The organism is Candidatus Competibacter phosphatis, assembly GCF_012939995.1.
GTDB lineage: Bacteria > Pseudomonadota > Gammaproteobacteria > Competibacterales > Competibacteraceae > Competibacter > Competibacter phosphatis.
In genome coordinates this window covers 56550-82544 of the sequence record NZ_SPMZ01000026.1, presented here as the reverse complement: position 1 = coordinate 82544, position 25995 = coordinate 56550, and the positions used below count along the sequence as shown (strand labels likewise).

15 protein-coding genes are annotated in these 25995 nt (G+C 63.0%); 5 read left to right on the top strand and 10 right to left on the bottom strand.

The annotated features are described in order from the left end of the window. Positions 1–4 precede the first annotated feature (4 nt). From pta to E4P82_RS09815, 6 genes are all read right to left on the bottom strand, one after another. Positions 5–2167 (bottom strand): phosphate acetyltransferase, encoded by a 2163-nt coding sequence (gene pta / locus E4P82_RS09840; RefSeq protein ID WP_169248717.1) that lies wholly within the window; start codon positions 2165–2167, stop codon positions 5–7. A gap of 142 nt (positions 2168–2309) precedes the next feature. After that, positions 2310–3647, bottom strand: coding sequence for a nicotinate phosphoribosyltransferase (locus tag E4P82_RS09835; RefSeq protein WP_169248716.1), 1338 nt, complete (start codon positions 3645–3647; stop codon positions 2310–2312). 75 nt (positions 3648–3722) lie between these two features. Then, positions 3723–6296, bottom strand: a complete 2574-nt coding sequence (locus tag E4P82_RS09830; RefSeq protein WP_169248715.1) for a response regulator — start codon at positions 6294–6296, stop codon at positions 3723–3725. 30 nt (positions 6297–6326) lie between these two features. Next, positions 6327–8258, bottom strand: a complete 1932-nt coding sequence (locus E4P82_RS23170; protein WP_169248714.1) for an ATP-binding protein — start codon at positions 8256–8258, stop codon at positions 6327–6329. After that, positions 8255–8569 carry a hypothetical protein gene (locus E4P82_RS09820; protein WP_169248713.1) on the bottom strand — a complete coding sequence of 105 codons (315 nt, stop codon included), beginning with the start codon at positions 8567–8569 and terminating at the stop codon, positions 8255–8257. Before E4P82_RS09820 ends, E4P82_RS23170 begins: the two co-directional genes overlap by 4 nt. A 73-nt stretch (positions 8570–8642) precedes the next feature. Further along, the gene (locus E4P82_RS09815; protein ID WP_211203095.1) at positions 8643–10889 is read right to left on the bottom strand and encodes a heavy metal translocating P-type ATPase; all 2247 of its coding nucleotides are present in this window, start codon (positions 10887–10889) and stop codon (positions 8643–8645) included. A gap of 273 nt (positions 10890–11162) precedes the next feature. On the opposite strand from E4P82_RS09815, the gene E4P82_RS09810 reads away from it, so the two are divergent. Then, a complete protein-coding gene (locus E4P82_RS09810; protein WP_169248712.1) occupies positions 11163–14720 on the top strand; it encodes a chemotaxis protein CheB in 3558 nt (1185 codons plus the stop codon). Here the strand turns inward: E4P82_RS09810 and E4P82_RS09805 are convergent. From E4P82_RS09805 to E4P82_RS09795, 3 genes are read right to left on the bottom strand one after another with little or no spacing between them, the layout of a single operon-like run. After that, positions 14717–16162, bottom strand: a complete 1446-nt coding sequence (locus E4P82_RS09805; protein WP_312914612.1) for an efflux transporter outer membrane subunit — start codon at positions 16160–16162, stop codon at positions 14717–14719. The two genes, E4P82_RS09810 and E4P82_RS09805, sit on opposite strands and share 4 nt — an antisense overlap. Continuing rightward, on the bottom strand, positions 16159–19299 hold the full coding sequence (locus E4P82_RS09800) for an efflux RND transporter permease subunit (protein WP_169248711.1): 3141 nt from the start codon (positions 19297–19299) through the stop codon (positions 16159–16161). Before E4P82_RS09800 ends, E4P82_RS09805 begins: the two co-directional genes overlap by 4 nt. Before the next feature lie 12 nt (positions 19300–19311). Next, the gene (locus E4P82_RS09795) at positions 19312–20499 is read right to left on the bottom strand and encodes an efflux RND transporter periplasmic adaptor subunit (protein ID WP_169248710.1); all 1188 of its coding nucleotides are present in this window, start codon (positions 20497–20499) and stop codon (positions 19312–19314) included. 198 nt (positions 20500–20697) lie between these two features. Between E4P82_RS09795 and E4P82_RS09790 the strand changes: the two genes are divergently transcribed. The 4 genes from E4P82_RS09790 (at position 20698) to galE (ending at position 25526) form a co-directional block, all read left to right on the top strand. Continuing rightward, a complete protein-coding gene (locus E4P82_RS09790; RefSeq protein WP_169248709.1) occupies positions 20698–21318 on the top strand; it encodes a TetR family transcriptional regulator in 621 nt (206 codons plus the stop codon). 672 nt (positions 21319–21990) lie between these two features. Continuing rightward, complete coding sequence (locus E4P82_RS09785; RefSeq protein WP_169248708.1) at positions 21991–23100, top strand: response regulator; 1110 nt, start codon at positions 21991–21993, stop codon at positions 23098–23100. 42 nt (positions 23101–23142) lie between these two features. Next, entirely contained in the window at positions 23143–24183 is a 1041-nt protein-coding gene (locus E4P82_RS09780; RefSeq protein ID WP_169248707.1) for a coiled-coil domain-containing protein, read from the top strand. Between the two features lie 368 nt (positions 24184–24551). After that, positions 24552–25526 (top strand): UDP-glucose 4-epimerase GalE, encoded by a 975-nt coding sequence (gene galE, locus E4P82_RS09775; RefSeq protein WP_169248706.1) that lies wholly within the window; start codon positions 24552–24554, stop codon positions 25524–25526. 13 nt (positions 25527–25539) lie between these two features. Here galE and E4P82_RS09770 read toward each other — a convergent pair whose 3' ends face one another. After that, complete coding sequence (locus E4P82_RS09770; RefSeq protein ID WP_169248705.1) at positions 25540–25944, bottom strand: acyl-CoA thioesterase; 405 nt, start codon at positions 25942–25944, stop codon at positions 25540–25542. Positions 25945–25995: the final 51 nt, after the last annotated feature.

Below are 25995 nucleotides of genomic sequence, written 5' to 3'. Positions count from 1 at the left end.
AAGTTCAGCGCCGGGCGGCGCGCTCCCGTTCCGCCGCCTGCTCGGCCTGAATCGCGGTTAGGGCGATGGTGAACACGATGTCTTCCACCAGCGCGCCGCGCGACAGGTCGTTCACCGGCTTGCCCAAGCCTTGCAGCATCGGGCCAATGCTGATCACGTCGGCGCTGCGCTGCACCGCCTTGTAAGTGGTATTGCCGGCGTTGAGATCGGGAAAGATGAACACCGTGGCCCGGCCGGCGACCCGACTGTCGGGCGCTTTGCTTTGGGCCACCGCCTTGATGGCCGCCGCGTCGTACTGCAAGGGGCCGTCGATCAGCAAATCCGGTCGCCGTTCGCGGGCGATGCGGGTCGCTTCCTTGACTTTCTCCACGTTGCTACCGGTGCCGGAGGTGCCGGTGCTGTAGCTGAGCATTGCCACCCGGGGCGTGATGCCGAAGGCCTGGGCCGACTCGGCGCTCTGAATGGCGATATCGGCCAGCTCGTCGGCGTTGGGGTCGATGTTGATGGCGCAGTCGCCGTAGACCAGCACCTGTTCCGGCAGGCACATGAAAAAGATCGACGACACCAGTTTGACTCCGGGCGCGGTCTTGATCAGTTGCAGGGCCGGACGGATGGTGTTGGCGGTGGTATGCACCGCGCCGGACACCAGACCGTCCACTTCGCCCAGTTGCAGCATCATGGTGCCCAGCACGACCGGGTCGTGCAGTTGCTCCTCGGCCAGTCCAGGGCTCAGTTCCTTGTCCTGGCGCAATTTCACCATTGCATCGATGTAGCGCGGATCGACTTGGGTGGGATCGATGATTTCGATACCCGGCGGGATGGTCATGCCGCGGCGGGCCGACAGCCGATGCATGCGACCGGCGTCGCCCATCAGCACGCAGCGGGCGATATTGCGCTGGTGGCAGATGATCGCTGCCTCGATGGTGCGTGGTTCGTTGCCCTCGGGCAGGATGATGCGTTTGTTGGCCCGGTGGGCGCGTTCCACCAGCATGTGGCGGAAGGCCGGCGGGCTGAGCCGCCGTTCCTCGATCGCGGTCAGTAGCGGTTCCTGCCATTCCAGGGTGATGTGCGAGGCGACCGTTTCCACCGCTCGCTGCATCCGGTCGTGATCGTCGAGCGGGATCTCCAGGTTGATGTAAGGCAGGTACAGCACCGATTGCATGGAGCTATAGGGGATGGTCAGCACCGGCAGGCCGGTGGCGAGCGCCGGGTCGCACAGCTTCCAGACTCGTGGGTCGGGCTTGATGCCGCCGGTGAGCAGCACGGCCGCGACGTGGGTGCCACCGATCGCCGCCATGCAGGTGGCCAGCAGCAGGTCGTCACGGTCGCCGGGCATGATCACCATCGCGCCGGCCCGCAGATCCTGACAACTGTTGGTCAGGGTGCGGGCGCCCAGCGCGACATGGGTGACGCGGCGCTCCAACTGGCCTTCGTTGAGGACTTGCGCGCCGATCATGTGCCTAATGTCCTGCACTCGCGGCGCGATCAGGTCGCGTTGCCAGGGGATGCAGCCCAGCAGCTTGAAGGTTTCCGGCCAGCGCCGAGCGCATTCGGCTTGCAGCTCGGCCGCGTGGCCTTGGTCGGGGATATCCTCGGCGCGACTGAAATCGAAGCGGATATGACCCGTGGGATCCACCGGCGCGTCCAGCAGGTTGACGATGCAGCCGATCATCCGTTCGTGGCGGATGCCGCCGTAGGCCTGGGCCACCACTTCCACCAGTTCGGCAACCTGGCGCGGATTGTCGCGGCCGGGAGCGGCGACGATGATGATCCGGGCATCCAGGCTTTGCGCCATCTTGGCATTGAGATGGGTACCGTAAGATCGTTCCTCGGTATCCACCAAGCCTTCGACCACCACCACGCTGGCTTTCTGGGCCGCGCGCTCGTAGCGGGCGATGACTTCCTCCAGCAGGATGTTTTCCCGATCGTGGCCGAGCAGGTTTTCCGCTTCGGCGGCCGACATCGGTTCAGGCGGGTTCAGGCTGGTGACGGCGCGGGCCAGCCGGGTCGAGCGTTCCGGTCCGGTGTCGGTGGCGTGCGGTTGGCCGATGGGTTTGCAGAAACCGACCGGAATGCCCTTGCGATCGAGCGCATGCACCAGGCCCAGGGCGACGGTGGTCAGCCCGACGCGTGGTTCGGTGGGGACGACAAGAATTGCGATGGCCATGACCATTCCCTCGTGGGCGTAGCGATGTTGCGATGCAGCATAGCATGGATCGGCCTAGCCGTGAGGGTCTGGCGCGGTTTGAAGAAAACAGGATCGAAGCGTGGGCGCGCTCGGACCCATGCGCCGCGAGGGGGGGCGGGGGTCAGTGGGTTTTTTGGTCCAGCCGAGCGGCCAGTTCGCGCAGTTCCGGGGCGATTTCGACCGGATAGGGCGGTTCGCCGCGACCGGCGCGCAGGACGGGCGGTAGCGCCGCCAGTTGCATGCGTACCCGATCGCGAATGATGTCCAGCGGTTCCGACGGTGCCAGTCGGTGACCGTTTTCCATCACCTTGACCAACAAGGGTTCGCCCGTTCGCGGCATATCCTCCAGCCCCAGGCAGTCGCCGGTCAGCGCGCCGTTCGCCGTGCGTTGCCGGTAGATCTGTTTGCGGCCGGGCCAGGTGGCCTTGCCTTCGGAACGTTTGCGTCGGGGCAGGCCGGCATATTCCTGGAGTTTGTAAACCAGGTCCAGCGTCGGGGCGTCGGTGGAGGCGTCCAACCGGGTACCGATGCCGAAGCCGTCGATCGGCGCCCCTGCGGCCAGCAGCTCGCGCAGGCGGTATTCGTCGAGATCGCCGCTGGCCAGAATGGTGACTTGTGCCAGGTCACCGGCATTGAGGATGCCTCTGACCCGGCGGGCATGTTCGGCCAGGTCGCCGCTGTCGATGCGCACGCCCCTGATCTGGATGCCGCGCTCGCGCAGGTGGGGGGCCAACGCGACCAGCTTGCGGGCGGCGGTCTCGGTATCGTAGGTGTCGAGCAGCAGCACCACGTTGCCGGGCTGCGCGGCGGCGAAATGTTCGAAGGCGTCTTCCTCCCGGTCATGGGCCTGGATCAGGGAATGCGCCATGGTGCCGAACACGGGAATATCGAAACGCATACCGGCCAACACGGTGGCGCTGCCGGCAAAACCGGCCAGATAGGCTGCTCGGGCGGCGAACAGGGCCGCCTCGGCGCCGTGGGCGCGGCGCATGCCGAAATCCACCAGCAGTTTACCGGGCGCGGCCAACACGCAGCGGGCGGCCTTGGACGCGATCAGCGTCTGATAATGGAGCAGGTTGATGAGCCGACTTTCCACCAGTTGCGCCTCGGGCAGCGGAGCGACGACCCGCAGGATCGGCTCGTTGGCGAAGAACGCCGTGCCCTCCGGCAGCGCATGTACCGAGCCGGTGAAGCGAAAATCTTCCAGCGAAGCCACGAATTGCGGGCTGAAGCCGCCGTGGCCGGCCAGCCAGTCCAGTTCCTCGGTGGCGAACCGCAGGTTTTCCAGATAATCCAATGCCTGTTCCAGGCCGGCGGCGAGCAGGAATTCCCGCTCGGGGGGTAGCCGGCGGGCGAACAGTTCGAACACGGCCGTCTCTTGCATGCGTTCGGCATGGTAGGTCTGGAGCATGGTCAGTTGGTAGAGATCGGTCAGCAGTGCGCTGTTTGCGAGGTTCATGAGCTTGTCAATGGTCGTGGTCGTGGTCGATGCCGCTGTCCGGCCGAACGATCGCCGGCTCTGGGGTTGACGGGGCTATGATCCTCCTTCGTTCAATAGCGCCAGGGTTCGAATCAGGTTGGAGAGAGAGTCCGCCTCCAGTTTCTCCATGACCCGCTTGCGATGGATTTCCACCGTGGACAGGCTGATGCCGAGTTCGGCGGCGATCACCTTGTTGTACTGACCGGCCGCCACCCGTTCCAGGACCTCCCGCTCGCGCGGCGATAGCCGCGCCAGCCGCCTCGCCGCCTCGCTGCGTTGGGCTTGGCGGCGAAGCTCGCGGGCATCGCGTTCCAGTGCCTCCCGGACTCGCGCCAGCAGCGTTTGCCCTTGAAACGGCTTTTCGATGAAGTCGAACGCGCCGGCTTTCATCGCCCGAGTCGCCATGGGTATGTCGCCGTGGCCGGTCATGAAGATGATCGGAATGTGATGCCCCTGTTCCTGCAACTGTTTTTGCAGATCCAGGCCGCTCATGCCCGGCATGCGCACGTCCAGCAGCAGGCAGCCGGGTCGACGAATGCCGTCGGATTTGAGGAAGTCGGTGGCGCTGGCGAAGGATTCCACGATCAGCCCGGTTGCCCGCAACAGCAGGCCGACCGCGTCGCGTACTGCCTGGTCGTCGTCGATGAGAAAAACGGTGGGAGCGATTTCGTTCATGCGGGCACGGGCGATTGTCGGTAGTGAGTGTACACCGGCAGGCTGAAATGGAAGGAGACCCCACGGTCGGGCTGATTGGGGGGTGGCCCATAACTGTCCGCCCTGGGATTCGATTAGCGAGCGACTGACCGACAGCCCCAGTCCCATGCCTCCGGACTTGGTGGTGAAAAAGGGTTGGAACAATCGTTCGAGCGCTTCCGGGCTGAAGCCTGGTCCGGTGTCGTGAACGGTGGCGAGTACGGTACCCGTGTCGAGCGGCGCCGTCCGTAGCAGTAGCTCGCGTGGCGCGTCGTCCGCGTCTTGCATGGCCTCGATGGCGTTGCGCACCAGATAGAGCACCACCAACTGGATTTGCATGTCGTCGGCCAGGATGGCTGGCAGCGGTTCCGTCAGTTCCAGTCGCACCGTGATATCGGCCTGGCGCAGCTCCAGTTGCGCGTAGTGCATCACCGCGCGGATCAGGGCATTGAGATCGACTTCGGTCTGAGCGGCCGGGTGTTTCTGCACCAGCCCGCGCAGGTGGCGGATGATGCCGCCGGCTCGCAACCCCTGATTGACCACTTCCTCCAGCGTACCGGTCAACTCGCGGGGGTCGGCGGTGTCCTCTCGCAGCAAGGTCAGGCATGCCTGGGTGTAAGCCACGATGGCCGCCAGCGGTTGGTTGAGTTCGTGAGCCAGGTTGGAGGCCAACTCGACCGCCAGGCTGAGCCGCGACATCTTGGCCAGTTCCACTTGCTGCCGTCGCAATTGGTCCTCGGCCAGTTTGCGGGTGGTGATGTCCTCGGCCAAGCCGGCGATGCGGTACACATGACCGGTCGCGTCGTGGATCGGAAAGCCGCGATCCCAGATCCAGCGGACCGCGCCGTCCGGGCGCACGATGCGGTACTCTTCGTCGAACCGGCCCGATTCCAGCTTGGCAGCGTGCGCCGCCTGAATGCGCAGGCGATCGTCGGGGTGGACGGCTTCCAGCCAGTCCAGGGGGCGTTCCTGAAAATTGCGTACGGCGCGTCCCCAGATCTCCGCGTAGGCCGGGCTGACGTACAGCAGCCGTTCTTCCACGATACCGTACACCCAAAATACCTCGCGGATGTGCTCGGCGAGCTGGCGAAAGCGTTCCTCGCTGTCGCGCAGGGCGATTTCGGTTTGCACGCGGGCGGCGATCAGCCGTTCCAAGGTCCGATTGGCGGTCACCAATTCGGCGGTGCGCACCCGCACCCGGCTTTCCAGCTCGTCGCGGGTGCGCCACGCCTGTTCCTCGGCTTGCTTTTGCGCGGTGATGTCGCGGGCGATGCCGATCACGCCGATGATGCGATCGTCGGTGTCCCGATAGGGCCATTGGGTCGATTGCAAGATACGCCGGTCGCCGCCGATGTCGAAGGTATCTTCGCGGTTCAACAGGTGGCCGTTGGCGATAACTTGACGGTCCGATTCCATCAGTTTCAAGGCCATGTCGGCGGGGAACAACGCGCGATCGTCCTGACCCAGACATTCGGTCAGCGGTTTCCCGACCAGGCGCGCGCCCGCCGAGTTGAACAGCAGGTAGCGGCCGTCGCAATCCTTGATGAAGGCCACGTCGGCGATCGTCTCGATGAATTCCGCCAGCCGCGTGTCCTGGACCAGATGAGCGTGGTGCGCCGTTGCGACATGGACGCTCAGCAGGCGGTACAGCAAGCTGCCGCTGGCGGCGATCACCAGGGCGTTCGCGAGCGGCCCCAGCACGGGCGACAACTCCGCGCCGGCCAACCAGGCGCTTAGCAGCGGGTCGCCGCCCAGCACCCAAAGCAAGCCGCCGCCGATGTAGATGGCGGTCATGAGCGCGGGATCGGCGATGAAACGGCGCCAGCATATACGCCGCGAGTCCGACGACGGCGCGGCCGGATCTTCCGGGGCCGGCAAGGCGTGGGGCCGGTCTTGGAAGCTGCCGCGGGGAGCGGCTTTGTTGGAATGCGCCATGGTGCGGTTTTCCGGCGGGACTCCCGTGGGTTAGAGGGTCACTTCCACCCGTTCGGGGCGATGGAGCCGGGTGGCGGCGGGCAAGGTAAAGTGGAAGGTGGCGCCGGCGCCTCGATTGGGCGTGGCCCATAGCCGGCCGCCGTGAGCTTCGACGATGGATTGACTGATCGACAGCCCCAGACCCAGGCCGTCGGGCTTGGTGGTGAAAAAGGGGTGCGGTAACTGTCTGAGCAGGTTTGGATCCAGGCCGGGACCGTTGTCCTGAATCGCAAGCTCGACGCCATCCGGGCCGAGGTGGGCGGAAAGGAGGATGGCGCGTGGGCCGTCGACCGTGCCCGTGGCGTCCACCGCGTTGCGCACCAGATTGAGAATTACCTGCTGGATTTGCAGGGGGTCGGCCAGTACGGGCGGCAAATCCGGGCCGATGTCTTGACGGAGATGGACATGATGGCGGCGGGTTTCCATGTCCAGGAAGTCGGCGATATCGTCGAGCAGGGCACTGACCCGCACCGTGAGGTATTGCGGTTTGCTCTGGCGGGCGAAATGGCGGACCTGCTGGATGATGGCGTGGGTCCGGGTGCTTTGCGCGGCGATTTTTTCCAGCGTTTCCCGCAGTTCGGCCGGATCGATCGGGCCGTTGCGCAAGCGGGCCAGGCCGGTCTCGGCATACAGGGAAATGGCGGTGATCGGTTGATTGATCTCGTGCGCCAGCCCGGAGGCCATTTCGCCCAGGGTGTTGAGGCGCGAAGCGTGGGCCAAGAGGGTTTGTTGCCGCTGGGCGGTCGCCGTCATCCGCTCCTGTTCGAGGGCGCTGCCCACCCAGCGGGCCATGAGCTGGATCAACTCGCGGTCCACGGTGGTGAACGGCGCCGACCGGGGCCGGAAGCTGGAGAAGTTGAGCGTGCCGTAGACGTGCTCGCCGACCCGGACCGGTGCGCCCAGATAGGCTTCCAGCTTGAGTTTCAGGTAGCAGGGATGCCGGCGCCGGTCGCTGGCCGAGGCGTGTTCGAAGCCCAACGGTTCCTTGGCGCGCAGGGTATCGCGGCAGTAGGTGTCGTCGAGAGCGAAGATATCTCCTGGGCCGATTTCGCCGCCGGGCGTGATGGCCTGGACGATTTCGTAGCGATCGGCTTCGACATGCGACAGGATACCGATCGCCAGCCCGAAGCGCTGGCAGCCCATCGCCAGCATGGCTTGGACCTGGTCGATGGGGTGGCGGCGTGGGGTGGAAATGACCTCGTACAGCTCGCGCATGGCCTCCACGCTGCCCCGTAGCGCCGCCTGCTGCTCGGCCAATTGCTGGTTGCCGGCCTCGGCCTGTTCCTTGGCGGCGGCGAACGATTGAGCCAGCCCGGCGTTTTCCAGCGCCAGCCGTAGCGAACGGACCAGCGTCTGATGGTAGTGCTGGGCGGTGCCCAGCGCCAGCAGCAGGTACAGGATGCCGGTGGCGCCCATGGTGGCGCGCAGCGGGTTGTCTTGCAGCAGCAGCCAGAGTACCGGCGGCAGGCTCAGCGGCAGGGCGTAGGCCACGTAGGTGACCAGCACCGGCGTCATGGTCAGCACGCCGCCCATCAGCACGCCGCCCAGCACCAGCGCGGTGAAGCTTTGGTACACCAGGGATGGCGTGAGGATCAGCAGGACGATGCAACCGCCCCAGCAGGCGCCGCTGGCGGCGCAGGCCCAGGTATAGCGCCTGGCCCAGCGCTCGGTGTCGACGTCGGTGTCCGCATCTCGGCGGCGGAAGGCGGCGATCAGCGCCAGCCGAGCTAGAACGGTCGCTTCCAGCAAGCCCAGCCAGCCCAGCAGTATCGCGTGTGGCACGATGTCCCAATGGACGAGCGCCAGCAGGGGCGCGATCAGCAGACTGGCGATCGTGCCGAGCGGAGCCTGGACGTAGAGTAGCCGAACCTGCTCGGTGAAGATGCGCCGGGCCAGCGGCTTGGCCGTGGGAGCGGCGTTCACGGCGCGCGGCGCGACGCGGCGGCGGATCGCTCCGCGGCTTCGACCGGCGCTGTCCGGCGATCCTCCAGCAAGGGTCGATCCGGTTCCACCGTGTATTCCCCGTCGATGAAATCCGGGGCGGCTTGCTGCGCCTGACGCGCCAGTCGGCGGAGTTGCCACCACAGCCAGCTACCGGCCACCAGCCCCGCCGCCAGCAGGACGACGAACAGCACCGAGGCAACGGCAAAACCGACCGCGATCACCAGCACCGAGGTCGCGGCCAGTCCCAAGCGGCTCAGCCAGGAGGGTTTGGCAAGTGGCGACGGCTTCATGGGCGAACCAACCAGAACCACCAGACGATGAGGGCGATCAGCCCCAGTCCGGCCAGATTGACGAGGAGTGCGGTCATGTCGATTTACCTCGCGGCTGGAAACCGCGCAGCCGGTTGGCGTTGCTGACGACGGTGAACGACGACAACGCCATGGCCGCGCCGGCCAGCATCGGGTTGAGCAACAATCCGGTCGCGGGGTAGAGCGCGCCCGCCGCGAGCGGAATTCCCAGAGTATTGTAAAGGAAAGCGCCGAACAGATTTTGTCTGATGTTGCGCAAGGTGGCGCGCGAGAGCGCCACGGCGTCGGCAATGCCATGCAGGGAGCCGCGCACCAGGGTGATGCCGGCACTTTCAATGGCGATGTCGGTGCCGGTGCCTATCGCCAAGCCTACATCGGCTTGGGCCAGCGCCGGGGCGTCGTTGATGCCGTCGCCGACCATGCCGACCACTTCGCCGCGCGCTTGCAAGCCGGCGATGACGTCGGCCTTCCCGGTCGGGGGCACCTCGGCGTGAATTTCCTCGATGCCGGCCTGCGCGGCGATGGCATGGGCGGTAGCGGTGTGATCGCCGGTCAGCAGCACCACGTTCAGACCCAGTTCCCGCAGACGGCGAACGGCGGCGGCGGAGTCCGGCTTGATGGGATCGGCCACCGCGACGATACCGGCCGGCCGGCCGTCGACGGCGACGAACACCGGCGTCTGTCCCTGGGTGGCCAATCGTTCGGCTTCGGCCTGGAGTAGGGTGGTGTCGATGCCGTGGGTTTCCAGCAAGCGGCGGTTACCGGCCAGTACCGCCCGACCATTTGCTTCGCCGCTGGCGCCGTGACCGGCGATGGCTTCGAAGCGCTCCACGGGAGGGATACTTAGCCCACGGTCGCGGGCGGCGTTCAGAATCGCCTGGGCCAATGGATGCTCGGAGCCGGCTTCCAGGCCGGCGGCCAAGGCGAAGATCTCGTCCTCCTGAAAGCCGGGCAGGACGGTCACGCTGGTCACCGTCGGCCGTCCGGCGGTGACGGTGCCGGTCTTGTCCAGCACCACGGCGGTGAGTTGGCCGACCCGCTGCAAGGCTTCGCCGTCGCGGATCAGGATGCCGTGCTCGGCGGCCTTGCCGACCCCGACCATGATCGAAATCGGCGTGGCCAGCCCCAGCGCGCAGGGGCAGGCGATGATCAGCACGGTCAGGCTGGTGACCAGGATATAGCCGATCCGGGGTTCGGGGCCGAAATTGAACCAGGCCAACGCGGTGAGGACGGCCACGATCAACACCGAGGGGACGAACACGGCGGCGACCCGGTCGGCCAGTCGGCCGATCGGCGGCTTGCTGTTTTGCGCCTGCCGCACGCTGGCAACGATGTGGGCCAGCACCGTGTCCTCGCCGACCCGGGCGGCGCGGAACACGAAGGTGCCGGTCTGATTCACCGTGCCGCCGGTCACGGCATCGCCGGCTTGCTTGACCACCGGCAGCGGTTCGCCGGTCAGCATCGACTCGTCCACGGTCGAGTGGCCGTGAACGATGTCGCCGTCCACCGGGATTTTTTCGCCCGGCCGGACTCGGATCGAATCACCGATCCGCAGGGTTTCGATAGGGACATCCCGTTCTTGATCGCCCATGACCAAGCGGGCGGTTTTCGGTCGCAGGCCGAGCAGGCGCTGGATGGCGGTCGAGGCTTTGCCACGCGCGCGGCTTTCCAGCGCGGAGCCGAGATTGATCAGGGCGATGATGGTGACCGCCGCTTCGAAGTAGGCGTGTTGAGCCAGGCTAGGCACGCTGTTGGGAAACAGGGCCACCAGCATCGAATACGACCAGGCGGCGCCGGTACCCAGGGCGATCAGGGTATCCATGTTGGCGTTGTGATGACGAAACTGGCGCCAAGCGCCGCCGAAGAAGTGACCGCCGCTGTAGACCATCGCCGCCAGGGTCAGCAGGCCGGTCGCGATCCAGAACCCGCGACCGTCAGGACTGGTCAACGTAGGCAGCCAGCCGGCCAGTTCGGCCAACATCAGGGGCGCGGCCAAGGCGCCGGCAACGACGGTGTTGCGAATCAGACGGCGATAATGAGCCTGTTCGGCGGCGTCGTGCTCGGCTTCGGCGGCGGCGTCGCGTAGTTCGGCGGCATCGTAACCGGCCGCCCGCACCGCCTGGATCAGCGTCGCGGCTTCGGTGTCGCCGGCCACCTGAGCGGTGCGCTCGGCGAAATTGACGTTGGCCTCGGCGACGCCGGGCGTCCCGCGCAGGGCGGTTTCCACGGCGGCGACGCAACCGGCGCAACTCATGCCGGTGATGGCCAGGCGCAAGGGTTGAACGGGCGATCCAGGTGTCATTGCGTGAGTTCTCCCGACACGTTTGAAGTATAAAAATGTATTCATGCCGGCGATGGCATGCTCCGATGGAATACGAAGAGCAGGTCCTAAAGTTGCCATGTTATGACTTTCGGCGACCACGCTCCGTTCGCGTTCGGACCATCGATGGCATGGCCGACCCGCCGTGTTGATCGGCAACCGGTACGATATCCGCATCAAGCTCAAGGGCCGGGCGTATAATCGATTTTCGAATTTGCTTTAGCCTCCTGAAACTCGAATTGGTTGATTGTAAACATGCAAAGCTCCGAGGCTGCTCCAAAATCCGAGATCCCAGACCCCTCGGTACCGCTTTTCTATGTCGGCATTGGCGCCTCGGCCGGCGGCCTGGAGGCGCTGGAATCGTTCTTCTCGCAAATGGTGGCCGATAGTGGCATGGCCTTCATCGTCATCCAGCATCTCTCGCCCCACTACAAGAGCATGATGGTCGAGCTGCTCTCCAAGCGCACCGCCATGCCGGTGCGACGGGCCGAGGAAGGCATGCGGGTCGAGGCCAACTCGGTCTATCTGATCCCGCCCAAGAAGAACCTGTCCATCTTCCACGGCAAGCTGCTGCTGAGCGAATCGGACCACGCGCGCGGACTGAATCTACCCATCGACGTATTCCTGCGCTCGCTGGCCGACGATCAGGCGGAAAAGTCGATCGGCGTGATCCTCTCGGGTACCGGCAGCGACGGCATGCGCGGCATCCGGACGATCAAGGGAGCCGGCGGGATGGTGATGGTGCAAAGCGAGGAGTCGGCCAAGTTCGATGGCATGCCGCGCGCCGCCATTTCCACCGGGCTGGCGGATTTCACCCTGCCTCCCGAGGAAATGCCCCAGAAGTTGCTGTCCTTCGCCCGCCATCCCTATGCGGCCAAGGCGGATCGCCCGCAAACCCTACTGCTCGACGAGGACAATCTGGCCCGAATTTTCGCCCTGTTGCGGGAGCGTGCCCGGGTGGATTTCACCTTCTACAAACCCAGCACGGTGATCCGGCGCATCGAGCGGCGCATGACGGTGAACCAGGTTCACGATTTGCGTGAGTACGTCCGCTTCATGGAGGACTACTCCGGGGAGGCGATGACCCTCTATCGGGAATTGCTGATCGGGGTGACCAGCTTCTTCCGGGATCGGGAAGTGTTCGAAGCCCTGGAAACCCAATACTTGCCGGCGTTGTTCAAGCGGGTCACGGACTGGGAAATTCGATTTTGGATCGCGGCCTGTTCCACCGGCGAGGAAGCCTATTCGTTGGCCATGCTGAGCCGCGAAGTCCTGGAACAAATGGACAAGCGGCTGGAAATCAAGATCTTCGCCACCGATATCGATCACGATGCCATCCTGCGCGCCAGCAGCGGTCTCTATCCCGAAAGCATCGCCGCCGACCTGTCCCCCAAGCTATTGGCCAAATATTTCCACCGCCGGGACGATCATTATCAAATCGACCGTTCGATCCGCGAAATGGTGGTGTTCGCCCAGCACAACCTGGTCAAGGACCCTCCCTTCACCAACATTGAGCTGGTCAGTTGCCGCAATCTATTAATCTACCTGCAACCGGTGTTGCAGCGCAAGGCGATGGAATCGATCAACTTTTCGCTCAATCCGCAGGGGTTGCTGGTGCTGGGGAGCAGCGAGACCACCGGCGAACTGGCCGATCTCTATGAACCGCTGAACCAAGGTTGCCGGATTTACGCTTCCAAGGGCAAGCGCCATCAGAGCGGCGGATCGGATTTTTCCACCATGCCGGAGACGGTACCTTGGCAGCATCGCACTCGGTCGATCCACGGCGTTTGGCCGCGCGGGCAAGACGAGGATCGGTTCCTGAATCGCATACTGCAATCGTTGGCCGGTGACTACATTCCCTTGATGGTGGTGGTCAACGAGCAGATGGAGCCATTACATATCCTGGGGAATTCGGATGGTTATTTTCAGCGCCCTTCGGGTTTGCAGACCAACGATGTCACCAAGAACGTGGTGAAGGACTTGGCCATTCCGCTGGCGACCGGTTTGCAAAAGGTGTTCAAGACGGGCGAGGAACTGAAATACACCAACATTCGCATCCACTGGCGCGATGAATTGAAAACCGTGCAGATGCGGATTTGTTCGTTGCCCGGCAAGAAAGGACAGGAACCCCTGGCAGCGGTGTTCATCGAGGAAGTCAGCCCGCCGCAGGAAGCCACCACCTTGAGCGGAACGCCCGTTTACGATGTCGGTTTGGTGGCGGAACAACGCATCAACGATCTGGAGCAGGAACTGCAATTCTCACGGGAAAACCTACAAGCGACCATCGAGGAGCTGGAAACCTCGAACGAGGAATTGCAGGCGACCAATGAAGAATTGCTGGCTGGCAACGAGGAATTGCAAAGCACCAACGAGGAGCTGCAATCGGTCAACGAGGAACTGCATACGGTCAATACCGAATATCAGAGCAAGATCCTGGAGTTAACCGAACTCAATAACGACTTGGACAACCTGATCGCCAGCACCCGGATCGCCACGCTGTTTCTCGACGAGGATCTGACCGTGCGCCGCTTTACCCCGGAAATCCGCCGCGTCTTCAAGATCCTGGATGGTGATATCGGTCGTCCGATCAACCACATGACGCATGAGTTGGTGGATAACGATTTCCTGGATCTGGTGCGGGACGTGGTCCAGCACGGCCAGGAACAAGCACGGGAAGTGCGCACCCGCAACGGCGATTGGTTTCAGATGCGCATCCTGCCTTACCACATCAGCGTGACTTCCGTTTCCGGCGTGGTGTTGACCTTCATCGATATCGGCTTGTTCAAGGCCGTGCAAGACATGCTGTCCGACCGCGAGACCTTGATTTCCAGCCTGTATCGCGCCGCGCCGGTGGGGATTAGCCGCATCGTCAATCGGACCTTCCTGGAAGTCAACGACCAACTCTGCCAGACGTTGGGCTATGCACGAGAGGAATTGATTGGGCAAAGCGCGCGTCTGCTGTATCCCTCGACCGCCGAGTTCGAGGCGGTAGGCAAGGATCTTTACCAACAGATCCGCAAAAATAGCGTTGGCACGATGGAAACCCGTTGGCGCCGCAAGGACGGCACGGTGTTTCCCGTGCTGCTGAGCGCCTCGTCCCTGCATCCGGCCAATCCCGATGACGGCACGACCTTCACCGCCCTGGACCTGTCCAGCCATGAACGGGAAGCCGCTCGGACTCAGACCAGCGAGGCGCGTTATCGGCAACTGGCGGACAGCTTGGAGGAAGGGGTGGTATACCAAAATGTCCACGGGGTGATTACCTTCGCCAATGCCGCCGCTGAGCGGATCTTGATGCTCGCCAAGGACCCGGCAAACGGGCGAATCGTCACCCATCCGCATTGGAGCGTGCTCCGTGAAAACGGAGTGGAATGGCCCGCCGACCAACATCCGGCGATGATCGCCTTGCGCACCCGACTGCCGGTCAAGGCGATGATCATGGGCCTGCGCAATGCACGGTCCGGTCAAACTCGCTGGCTACGTCTCAGTGCCATGCCGTTACTGGAAGCGGATACGGAACAGCCGGTCCTCCAAGTGTGTTCGATTTTCCACGAGATCACCGAAACCGTGGAAACCGCGCGGCAACTGAGCCATGTTCAGGAGGATCTGCGGCAAGTGACGGCGCTGGCGCAACCGAGCTTGGCCGCGCTGGCCGCGCGGATCAACGCCTTGGAAGAGAGCGGCACGGCGGATGAGGATTCGCATGCTTGGCGAGACCGCGCCCACGAAAGCCTGAAGATGTTGCAGCGCCTGGTCGGGAAAATCGCGACCCTGTCACCCTCTGGGGAACCGTCATCGTCGTCGTCCCATTAGGACGAGGCAGCGGTTGCGGTCTGGGCGAATTCGCCTTCCCAACCGCCGCCCAGCGCCTTGAACAAATCCACCGCCGCGGTCAGCCGGGTTTGGCGGGTCGCGATATAGCTGAGTAGCGCCTCGTTGACCGTACGTTCGGAGTCCAACACCTCCAGGTAACTGGAGTAACCGGCGTCGTAGCGTATCTTGGCCAAATCCAGGGCTTTCTTGGCTGCCGCCACCTGCTCGGCCTCGGCCTGTTCACCGTTGGCGCTCTCACGCAGACTCACCAGCGCATCGTTCACTTCCTGGAACGCGGTCTGTACCGTTTTTCGGTAATTGGCCACCACCTGCTGGCGATGGGCCGTGACCTGATCGACCTGCGCGGAGATCCGCCCACCCTCGAACACCGGCGTTACCAGACCCCAACCCAAGGACCAGAGATTGGCGGGACTGGTAAAGAGGTTGGAAAGCTCCGGGCTTTGCGTGCCCAGAGTGCCGGTCAGGGAGATGGTCGGATAATAAGCGGCCTTGGCGACGCCGATTTCGGCATTGGCGGCCACCAGTTCCTGTTCGGCCTGCTGGATGTCGGGACGCGCCTCCAGCAATTGCGAGGGTAATCCTGGTGGTGGCACCGGCGGTACCGGCAGATGACTCAGATCGCCCGGTGCAATCGTCAGTCCCGGATCGCCGGTCAATACCCCCAATTGGTGCTCCACCAAGGCACGTTGTCGGCGCAGGGTGGCCAATTGCGCTTTGGCCGCCGCCAACGAACCTTCCGCTTGATGTAAATCCAGCGGCGACGTCAGCCCCGCATCCACCCGATTGCGGACGATATCCAGAGAGCCTTCCCGGCTCTCGATCGTCGCCATGGTCACCGCCAACTGCGCATCGTAAGTCCGCAAGGCCAGATAGCTGTTGCTCACCAGACCGGCGATCGACAGTTGCACGGTGTCGCGGGCGTAGCGAGTCGCCAAAGCTTGGGCCAAGGCCGCTTCGTTGGCGCGGCGCAACTTGCCCCAAACGTCTAACTCGAACGCAGTGCTCAACATCAGCAGGTTTGTGTTTTGCACGGATGAGGAACTGGTTGTGGTCTTGGCGCTGCGCGACCGGGTCTCACCCGCCTCCAGATTGACGCTCGGGTAGAAAGCGGACTGGGCTTCACGCACCAGGGCTTCCGCTTCCGCAACCCGGCTGATGGCCATCTGCAAGTCCTGGTTCTCGCTCAGCGCCTGCTCCATCAACCTATCCAGGGTGCTGTCGTGGAACAAACGCCACCAGTCTCTCTGCACCGGAGCGGTGGTCGTTACGGCCTCGTTGGACGCTTCCGAATAATCAGGTGGTAACGATACCTCCGGGCGTTGGTAATTCGGACCTACGGCGGCGCAGCCGCTCAGCAGCACCAGACCCAGAATCACCGGGGTCCGATAACGCAGCAGATCGAATTGTGGGAGCTGTTTCACGGCGCGGCCTCCTCCGGGGAAGCATGGGGATGACTGGGGGACGGGTTGGTGACTGGACGCGAAACCTTGTGCCCGGACAGCCAGGTGAAGAACATGGGGATGAAAATGGTGGCGACGAAAGTTGCCGCCAGCATGCCTCCGAATACGCCGGTACCCATGGAACGCCGCGCGGCGGAACCCGCGCCAGTGGAAATCACCAGGGGGAATACCCCCAGAATGAAGGCCAGCGAAGTCATGACGATAGGCCGCAACCGCAAGCGGGCGCCTTCCAGGGCCGCCTCCAAAATCCCCAAGCCTTCGGCCTGTTTCTGGGCGGCAAACTCCACGATCAGGATGGCGTTCTTGGAGGCCAGCCCGATCAACACCACCAGACCGATCTGGAAGTAAATGTCGTTGGGCATGCCCCGAATCAGCACCGCCGCCAAGGCCCCACACAACGCGAACGGCACGGCCAGAATCACCGCCAGCGGCAAGGACCACTTCTCGTACTGCGCCGCCAGGATCAGGAACACCATGACGATGCCGAAGCCGAAGGCCACGGCGGAGGTGGTGCCGGTGCGCTTTTCCTGGAAGGCTTGGCCGGTCCAGGCCAGTTCGTAGCCAGTGGGCAGCGTCGCTTGGGCCACGTTTTCCACGATCTGGATGGCATCGCCCGAACTGATGCTCGGCAGCGAGTTGCCCATCACCTTGGCAGCCAGGAAGCCGTTGAAACGCTCCAACTGCTCTGGACCCACGATGGATTTGACCGTGATCAACGCCGAGATCGGAATCATACCGCCGGTGCTGGAACGCACATACACCTGACCGAAATCGTCCGGCGAGGCCCGATACAGCGCGTCGGCTTGCAATTGCACTCGGTAGGTACGGCTATTGAAATTGAAGTCGTTGACGTACAACGCCCCCATCGTGGTTTGCAAACTCTGATACACATCCGCCACCGGCACGTTCAACGACAGGGCCTTGGCCTCATCCACTTCCACATAGAGCTGCGGCGAGGTGGGCCGGAAAAAGGTGTTGATGCCAGTCAATTCCGGACGCTGTTTCAAGGCATCCATGAACTGCTGCATCACCTTGGCCAAGGCTTGCGGATCGCTGTCGCCGCGGGCCTGGATATAAACCTCGAAACCGCCGGCAGCGCCCAGACCCCGGATCGCCGGCGGATTGAACACCAGCCCCAGGCCGTCGGGTAGCATCATGCCCATCCCCATGAATTTCTTGGCCAGATCGTCGGCGACGGCGGTGCGTTCGTCCCAGTCCTTGAGCGGGATGAACACCGTGCCGGAGTTGGTTTTCTGACCGCCGCCGATGATGTCCCTACCGGCGATCACGAATACCCGGTCCACCGCTGGGTCGGCGGCGAGCCGTTCCTGAAATTGCTCGCCGGTGACCCGGGTGCGTTGCAGGCTGGCGCCGTCGGGCAGCATCAAGGCGCTGATCAGATAGCCTTGATCCTCGGCTGGCACGAAGCCGCCGGGCACGGCGCGGAACATGTAGACGCAACCGCCGATCACCAGGGCGAACACCACGGTGCCGATGATCCGGTGATGCAGGGTCACGTTCACCGTGCGGGTGTAGGACCAGGTAAACGCCTCGAACAAGCGGTTGAAAGGCTTGAACAACGGCGCTTCCTCGTGCTGGACCTTGAGCAGCAAGGCGCATAGCGCCGGCGTCAGGGTCAGGGCGACGATGCCTGAAAGCACGACGGAAATCGCGACCGTAACGGCGAATTGCTGGTACAGCTTGCCGGCGATGCCGCCGAGGAACGCCACCGGGATGAACACCGCGCACAGCACCAGCACGATGGCCACCACCGCGCTGGAGACTTCGCGCATGGCCTCGATGGCGGCATCCATGGGTTGCATCTTCTGCTCGGACATCAGCCGTTCGACGTTTTCCAGCACCACGATGGCGTCGTCCACCACGATGCCGATGGCCAGCACCATGGCGAACAGGGTCAGGGTGTTGATGGAAAAACCGAAGATCCAGAGGCCGGCGAAGGTGCCGATCAGGGACACCGGCACCGCCACCATGGGAATGAGGGTTGCGCGCCAGCTTTGCAGGAACAGATAGACCACCGCCACCACCAACAGCAACGCTTCCGCCAGGGTTTGGACGACCTCGCGAATGGAAGCGTCCACGAATTTGGTGGTATCGAAGGGCACCACGTAATCCACGCCGCTCGGAAACTTCTGTTTCAGCTCTTCCAGCTTCGTCCGAATCGATTGGGCGACTTCCAGGGCATTGGCGCCGGACTGGAGAAAGATGCCGATGCCGATCACCGGCTTGCCCAACAGGGTGGTGGACGAGTCGTAGTTCTGGGCGCCCAGTTCTAGGCGGGCGATATCCCGGACGCGCAAGACGCCGTTGGGACCTTGGGCGCGCACCACGATGTCGCCGAACTGTTCCGGGGTAATGAGTCGGCCCTTGGCGGTCACCGTGTAGACCAGTTGCTGGCCGTCGGGAGCCGGTTCCTGACCGATCTTACCGGCGGCGTTCTGCTTGTTTTGCGCCGCGATGGCATTCGCGACGTCGGTGGTGGTCACCCCCAGTTGCGCCATGCGATCGGGCTTGAGCCAGACCCGCATGGAGTAGTCCAGGGCGCCGAAGATCTGGGCATCGCCCACGCCGGAAATACGCTTGAGATCGTCCAGGATGTTCGCCAGGGCGTAGTTGGACAGATAGAGGGCGCTGCGGCTGCTGTCCGGCGAGGTGATGGTGGCCACCATCAGGATCTCGTTGGAGCGCTTCTGTACGTTGACACCGTACTGGCGCACCACGTCCGGCAGACGCGGCTCGGCGATTTTCACACGATTGTTCACGTTCACCGTGGCCATATCGATATCGGTGCCCACCTCGAAGGTGGCGGTGATGGCGACCTGACCGTCGGAAGCCGCCGTGGAGTTGAAATAGATCAACCCTTCCACCCCGGAAAGCTGTTCCTCGATCGGGGCGGCCACGGTCTTGGTCAAGGTTTCGGCGGAAGCGCCGGGATAACTGGCGGAGATGATGACCGTCGGAGGCGCGATTTCCGGGTATTGGGCTATCGGCAGCACGCGGGCCGCCATGATCCCGGCAATGACGATGATGATGGAAATCACCGAGGCGAAAATCGGGCGATGGATGAAGAATCGAGACATGGCGAACTCCGCTTAGCCGTGGGGCTGAGTGGTCGCGGACGCCGAGGGCGCGTCCTGAGGCGGATGCGGAGCAACGACCGCGCCGGGCCGCAATTTCATGAGGTTATCGACGATGACCTGATCGCCGGCCTTCAGGCCACCGAGGATGACCCAATCCTGACCCTGCCAATCGCCGGTCTGCACCGGACGCGGCGTGACCTTGTTCTCGGCATCGACGACAAAGACCAAATAACCCTGGGCGTTCTGGACCACCGCCGCCTGCGGCACCAGGAATACGCTCTGCCGTTCACCGGCCAAGACACGAACCCGCACGAACTGACCGGGTAGCAAAAACCGATCGGGATTATCGAAAGTGGCCCGAAACTGTTGCGTACCCAGATTCGGATCGATGCTGGACGCGAGGAAATTCAGCCGGCCACGATGGGGATAGAGGGAGCCATCCGGTAAGACCAGCTCGACACCGGTCACGACTTTTTGGGTCAGACGACCACCCGGTACCCGCGCCATATCGCTGTCGGATAGGCTGAACCGGACCCAGATCGGGTCGGACTGATGGATGGACGTCAATAGATTGTCGCTGGTGGTGATCAGGTTACCGACCGACTTTGCCGCCCGCCCCGAGATGCCCGCCACCGGCGCGGTGACCGTGGTGTAGGACAGATCCAATTCCGCCTGACGCACGGCCGCCTCGGTCACATTGACCGCCGCTTGGGATAGGGCCTGGGTGGAGGTCGCATCGTCGTATTCCTTACGACTGATGGATTTCCGGTCCAGCAATCCCTTCAAGCGATTGGCTTCGCGCACCGCTTGTTCCAGTTTGGCCTTGGCCTCGGCCCGATTGCCCCGCGCCCGCGCCAATGCGATTTCGTAAGGCACGCGATCGATCTGGAACAGCGGCTGATCGCGTTTGACCGGTTCGCCTTCCTCATACAACTGCTTGATCAGGATGCCGCCGACCCGGGCGCGGACTTCCGTTTCCTTGGCGCCTTCGGTTTGCGCCATGACTTCGACAACGATGGGAACCTGAGTCGGCTGCATTGCCGCCACCGTGACCGGCAACGGCGGCGGAGCAGCGGCTTGATTGGCAGGGGCTGATCCGGACTTCGAACAGCCGGTAACCAGCGCCACCAGGAGGACAGCGCCATATAGAGCGGGGCGCAAGCCGCTGGAACGGCCAGGCGGGATTCGAGTGCGGAGCACGGTTGATCTCCAATGATTGGCAAGATGGAGGTAATTATATACAATCGTGTATGTATGTAAATAGTCGAACGAATGAGAATTGCGATTCCTATCATTTGGATGGAACGTATCCGATCCTCGTCCAGCCCGAGATTCTTGCAAGATTCAGCCGATGACCTGGCGTGCCGGTGGATCTGTTCAAGTACGAGAGACATTTTGATGGCCCGAAAAACGAAGGAAGAAGCGGAACGTACCCGTCAACAGATCATCGATGCGGCCCGTCGGGTCTTTCACGAATGCGGGGTCAGTCGCACCTCGCTGGAGAAAGTGGCGGAAGCCGCCGGCGTGACCCGTGGTGCTGTCTATTGGCACTTCGCCAACAAGGCGGATCTGTTCTTCGCCATACGGGAGCAGATATCGCCCCCACTATTGGCTAGGACCGGTAGTTTTCTGCTGGCGGAAGATCTCGATGATCCGCTGGAGGGGGTCGAGAAGGCGTTGCAGGAATTCTTTCACGCCCTGGAAAGTTGCCAGGAAGTGCGGCAACTGTTCGAGATCATGGCTTCGCGCTGTGAGTACGTCGGTGAGTTCGCTGCGGTACAGGCCGAACTCAACAAGCCCGCGCTGGATTTTCTCGACCAGGTGGAAGTGGCGTACCGCCGGGCTCGGGAACGAGGTACCTTGCGCCTTGGTCTCGAACCCCACATGGTGGCCTTGGATACCTGGGCCTTTGCCGGTGGTTTATTCCACCAGTTGCTTGCGGCCTGCCACGATGAGGAATGGCGACGGCGGGTTCCCGAGCTGATTACCGCCCATGTCGCGCTGAGGCGCCGCACTTGATCGATGCGATGTCCTGACGGGCGCGATGCTGATCGAGCGCCCGGTTGCACCGGTTGTCCTGGGGTGCATGGCGGCCCGCAACTTTCCGACGGCGCCATCATGACCATTCCGATGAGCATCCAGTGACGCAAAGCGGTCCGCCCGGGTCAGGAATGGACTTTTTGTGACATCTGAAGCCAATCGCCTTGGCGCTCGCTTTGGCTGACTGTGCTCCCGGTCCGCCAAGCGACGAACTCGGCAGCCCGCGCGCCGTCGTGTCCGGTGCGATCGAAAGGCCCCCACAGCTTTGATGCTAGCTGTTTTTCGCGGGCTAGGCATCGTTATTGCTTTTCGATTCCATCTTGCTGGGATTTAAACTGGGTCTGGACGAGAGAAAAAGCTGAACTATTCGCTGGCGTCGTTCGGTCAGGTGTTGTGCTTTGTTTACACCACGCGCGTTCTCGTGTCGTCGGCGTTGAGAGGGGGGCGGCTGTCCGATGGCGGTCGAGAGGGCGATGCGGATCGTTGCTTCCTTCCGTGGCGCGCGCGGTGTATCGCGTCGTCGTCATGGATTACCAACTTTACAGGGCGCCATGTCTGCATCCCGCGTAAGCGTCGTCGGTTCGGTTAGAATCGTTCTTAACGTGAGGAAATCCTGCTAATCTGCATGAAAAAAAAACCAGGGGGGTCTCTATGCCAGTCCGACATGTCCTTGTTGTAGATGACTCCAAGTCGGCGCGGCTGATGTTGCGCAAGATGTTGCAGGGTTTCGGCATGACCGTGGATACCGTGGATTCGGCGGAAGAAGCGCTGAGCTATCTGCGTGACCAGCATCCGGATGCGATCTTCATGGACCATACCATGCCCTGCATGGATGGCCTTACGGCGGTGCGCCAGATCAAGAACAGCCCCGCCACCGCCTCAATTCCGGTGGCTATGTATACCTCGAAGGACGAGCCTTCCTATCAGGATGAAGCCCAGGCGGCCGGCGCTGTCGGTGTGCTGAGCAAGCCGGCGATACCCGAGACCCTCGGGGCGATTCTCGAACGGTTTAACGTGCTGTTCGATGCCGCCAATCTCCCTCCGCCCAGCTCGCCGGAACCGGTTACGGCAACGCCGACCGCCGAAGGCATGACGGCCGACCAGGTCGGCGCGATTGCTCTCGAAAAAGCCGAGCAGGTTTTCTACGAGGCGATCGAGACGCAGGTGCTGCCGCTGATCAACGATGTGGTTGCCAAACTGCGGCAGGATGTGGAAACCAGCCAGCAGGAAACCTGCGCTCGGATCGCCGGCCGTATTTGCGCGGAACAACTAGCGGCATGGCAGCCGCCGGAACCGCGCGAGGTCCAACCCAGCGAAGCCGCGTTGCGAACGCAGATGCTGCCGTTGATGGAGCAGCGGTTGGAGACCTACCGACGCGAAGCACGGGCCGATTTCGAAGAGCTGGCGCGGGAAGTGGCGGGTCAGGTATGCCAACATCAACTGCACGATCTGTCCAACCGGTTGGTGCGGCAGTTGAGCCTGCGGTTTGCCGAAGCCACGCAAAAAGCCGGCCTGGATGCTCGTGAAGCGGCGGAGAACGTGGCGCGGGAGATGGTGTCGCGGGCAACCACGGCTGCGGAAGCGGCGGCTACCCAGGCGGCCGTCAGTCAAGCCGACGCGGCGGCGGCGGCGGCCGAACAAACGACACGCCAGTTGTGGGCGGACGCCCAGCGCGACCTGCAACGACGCATTCATTTGGCGGCGGGGTGGGCGGCGGCGGCCGGCGTTGGCGCGTCGGTACTGGCGTATGTGCTGCGCTGAAAGGGTGGGTACCCCGCGCCGAAACCAGCGGGGAATGTGTCCATGCACACCATGGCGAGCGAAGCAGTGATGGCGGACATCATGATATATCTGATTATTGGAGTGATCGGCTTGGTGGCCGGTGGCATGATGATCTACCTGTTGCCCTACCGAAGCTTGCGGCGGGATCTAGCGCAGGCTCAAACGGAACTCACCGACGACCAGATAAAATACAGCGAACTGCAAGGTACCTTGCAGGATGAGCGGACGGCACTTTATCAGGTTCGCCAGCAGCAGCAGCAGCAGCAGCAGCGGTTCGAAGGCGATCTGGAGCAGGAGCGCGCGCGTTATGCCGCGCTGGAGCAACAATGCGCCGATCTGCAAACCGCTGGCGACCAGCAACAGCAAGCCCATCTGCGCGAGGTCGCCAAGCTGCGCGATACCATCGAACGTCTCGAACGGGAGCAAGTGGCACTGCAGGACCGTTTCGCGCGGGACAGCGAGCAATGGGAGCGCGAACGGCACAGCTTGTTGCTGCATAACAGTCAGTTCGAGGAACAGTTGCGGGTGCTGCGGCAGGATAAGGCGGCGCTGGACGAGCGCTTGGAGCAGCAACAGGAGTCGTGGGAGCGCGAGCGACTGGCTTTGCAGATCCAGATGAATACCTTGGAAGACAATCTGTCGCTGCAGAAAGCACGAGCCAGTCACAGCGGTTACGGCCCGTCGCCGGACAGCCAGCGTTTGGCGGAACAGATCAAGTCGGCGGCGGCGCGGGAATTGGACCAGCAGCGGTTGGCTTGGGAAGAAGAATGTCAGGCGATGCGGGAGCAGTTGGAGCGGTTGCAGGCCGAGCGCCGGGTATTGCGGGAACAGGCGACGATTGCGAGCGTCGAGATTCCCTCGTCCGAGTTGGCCGAGCTTGTGGATCAGGAGACGCACGAGTTGCGTCGACAAGTGGAACAAGCCCAGCGGGAACGCCAGCAGTTGGAAGAAAAGCTGGCGGCGCGCGATCGTCAGGCGGAACAGGAGAAGATCGCGCTGGAAGTCGAGATCGAACAGTTGATGGAGCGCTTGCTGCGCCTGCACCGCGAGCGAAGTGCCTAGACCGTCGACGGCGAGCCGGATTGCCGGAAAAATGCCGGATGCGAACTTGATTCCGGTTACCTTGCGGGGCTGGTTTGAGCGAACCTACCGCAGTGCTTGAAGCAGGGCCGCTTATTCGTCGTCGTTCGGGTTGCGAGACCGATCGTGCTCGTTCGCGGCCCTGACCCTGTTCGGGCGCCAAGTATCGCAGGATGCGCCGCAGCGATGTTTCATGCCGCTTTTCTCCCGATCCTCCTGCCGATGAACCTGTCCAGAGTGTGCCGCGATTGGTGATCCAAGTGATTCCATGTATCCCAGTCACAGGGTGGTCGGTATGGGAACGCCACATTGATTAACCTGTAAGTATCGAAAATAGAGGAAAAATCCCCATGCGTGTGCTCGTGGTCGGCGGAGCGGGTTATATCGGTTCCCACATGGTCAAGCTGCTCTGCCAGCGGGGGTTCGAGGTGACGGTGTTGGACAATCTGTCCGCCGGCCACCGTGACGCGGTCAAGGGCGGACGCTTCGTATTGGGGGATCTGGGCGAACGGGACCTGCTGGATGAGTTGCTCAGAACCTCGCGCTTCGACGGCGTGCTGCATTTCGCCTCCCATATCCAAGTCGGCGAATCGGTGCGCGAGCCGGCCAAGTACTATCTCAACAACGTGTTCAAGACTCAGTATTTGCTGGATGCGATGGTCGCGCATCGGATCAACCACTTCATCTTTTCGTCCACGGCGGCGATTTTCGGCGAACCGCTGCGGACACCCATCGACGAGGATCATCCCAAGAATCCCATCAACCCCTTCGGACGCGGCAAGTGGATGGTCGAGCAGATGCTGTCGGATTACGAGGTGGCTTACGGGTTGAAAGCGGTGTGCCTGCGTTACTTCAACGCCGCCGGTGCCGATCCCGACGGCGAACTGGGTGAGCGCCATGAGCCGGAGACCCATTTGATTCCGCTGGTGTTGCAAGCCGCCGCCGGCCGCCGGCCGAACATCACCGTATTCGGCACCGACTACGACACGCCGGACGGCACCTGTGTCCGCGACTACATCCATGTGACCGATCTGTGCGAGGTGCATCTGTTGGCGCTGCAACGGTTGTGGGACGGGGCTGGCGGCGGCGCTTTCAACCTCGGCAACGGCAACGGTTTCTCGGTGCGGGAAGTGATCGACACCGCCCGCGCCGTCACCGGCCGCGAAATTCCAGTGGTATACGGCGAGCGCCGGCCGGGCGATCCGGCGCGGCTGGTGGCCGATTCCAGACGGGCGCGGGCCGAACTGGGGTGGAACCCGCGTTACGCGGATCTGGCGACCATCGTTGCCCATGCCTGGCGCTGGGAGGGCGGTCGTGAGGGATGAGCCGCGCCCGCGCTCAAGTTGCCAGCCGCTCTATCGCCACCCGCAATTCGCCCTCCAGCGGCGCGGCCTTGTCGGTGTGGGTGTCGACGATGACGAAGGTGACGTCGGCGTCGGCAACCACGGTATCGCTGTCCTTGAGAGTGACCCGCTGGTGCATTACGCAACTGCGGGTGCCGATGGTTTTCACCGAGGTGGCAATTTGCAGGATTTCGCCCATGAAGGCGGCGCGACGGTAGTTGATGTTGATATTGACCACGGCAAAGGTGTAGCCGTGCTGTTCCAGAAGATCCATGTTGCCCCGGCTTTCCAGCAGATTCCAGCGGGCCTCCTCCAGAAATTCCAGATAACGGGCGTTGTTGACGTGGCGGAACAGGTCGAGGTGGTAGCCTCGCACTTTGATGTCGATGGTATGGCTCATGGGATGTTTCCCCTGGAATCGGTGGCTGAATGGGCGCTCACTGTAACCGTG

What these genes read in the sequence shown, in the direction of transcription:
- pta (WP_169248717.1), bottom strand. Translation starts at nt 2,167, where the DNA reads ATGGCCATCGCAATTCTTGTCGTCCCCACCGAACCACGCGTCGGGCTG.
- E4P82_RS09835 (WP_169248716.1), bottom strand. Translation starts at nt 3,647, where the DNA reads ATGAACCTCGCAAACAGCGCACTGCTGACCGATCTCTACCAACTGACC.
- E4P82_RS09830 (WP_169248715.1), bottom strand. Translation starts at nt 6,296, where the DNA reads ATGGCGCATTCCAACAAAGCCGCTCCCCGCGGCAGCTTCCAAGACCGG.
- E4P82_RS09820 (WP_169248713.1), bottom strand. Translation starts at nt 8,569, where the DNA reads ATGAAGCCGTCGCCACTTGCCAAACCCTCCTGGCTGAGCCGCTTGGGA.
- E4P82_RS09815 (WP_211203095.1), bottom strand. Translation starts at nt 10,889, where the DNA reads ATGACACCTGGATCGCCCGTTCAACCCTTGCGCCTGGCCATCACCGGC.
- E4P82_RS09810 (WP_169248712.1), top strand. Translation starts at nt 11,163, where the DNA reads ATGCAAAGCTCCGAGGCTGCTCCAAAATCCGAGATCCCAGACCCCTCG.
- E4P82_RS09800 (WP_169248711.1), bottom strand. Translation starts at nt 19,299, where the DNA reads ATGTCTCGATTCTTCATCCATCGCCCGATTTTCGCCTCGGTGATTTCC.
- E4P82_RS09790 (WP_169248709.1), top strand. Translation starts at nt 20,698, where the DNA reads ATGGCCCGAAAAACGAAGGAAGAAGCGGAACGTACCCGTCAACAGATC.
- E4P82_RS09785 (WP_169248708.1), top strand. Translation starts at nt 21,991, where the DNA reads ATGCCAGTCCGACATGTCCTTGTTGTAGATGACTCCAAGTCGGCGCGG.
- E4P82_RS09780 (WP_169248707.1), top strand. Translation starts at nt 23,143, where the DNA reads ATGCACACCATGGCGAGCGAAGCAGTGATGGCGGACATCATGATATAT.
- galE (WP_169248706.1), top strand. Translation starts at nt 24,552, where the DNA reads ATGCGTGTGCTCGTGGTCGGCGGAGCGGGTTATATCGGTTCCCACATG.
- E4P82_RS09770 (WP_169248705.1), bottom strand. Translation starts at nt 25,944, where the DNA reads ATGAGCCATACCATCGACATCAAAGTGCGAGGCTACCACCTCGACCTG.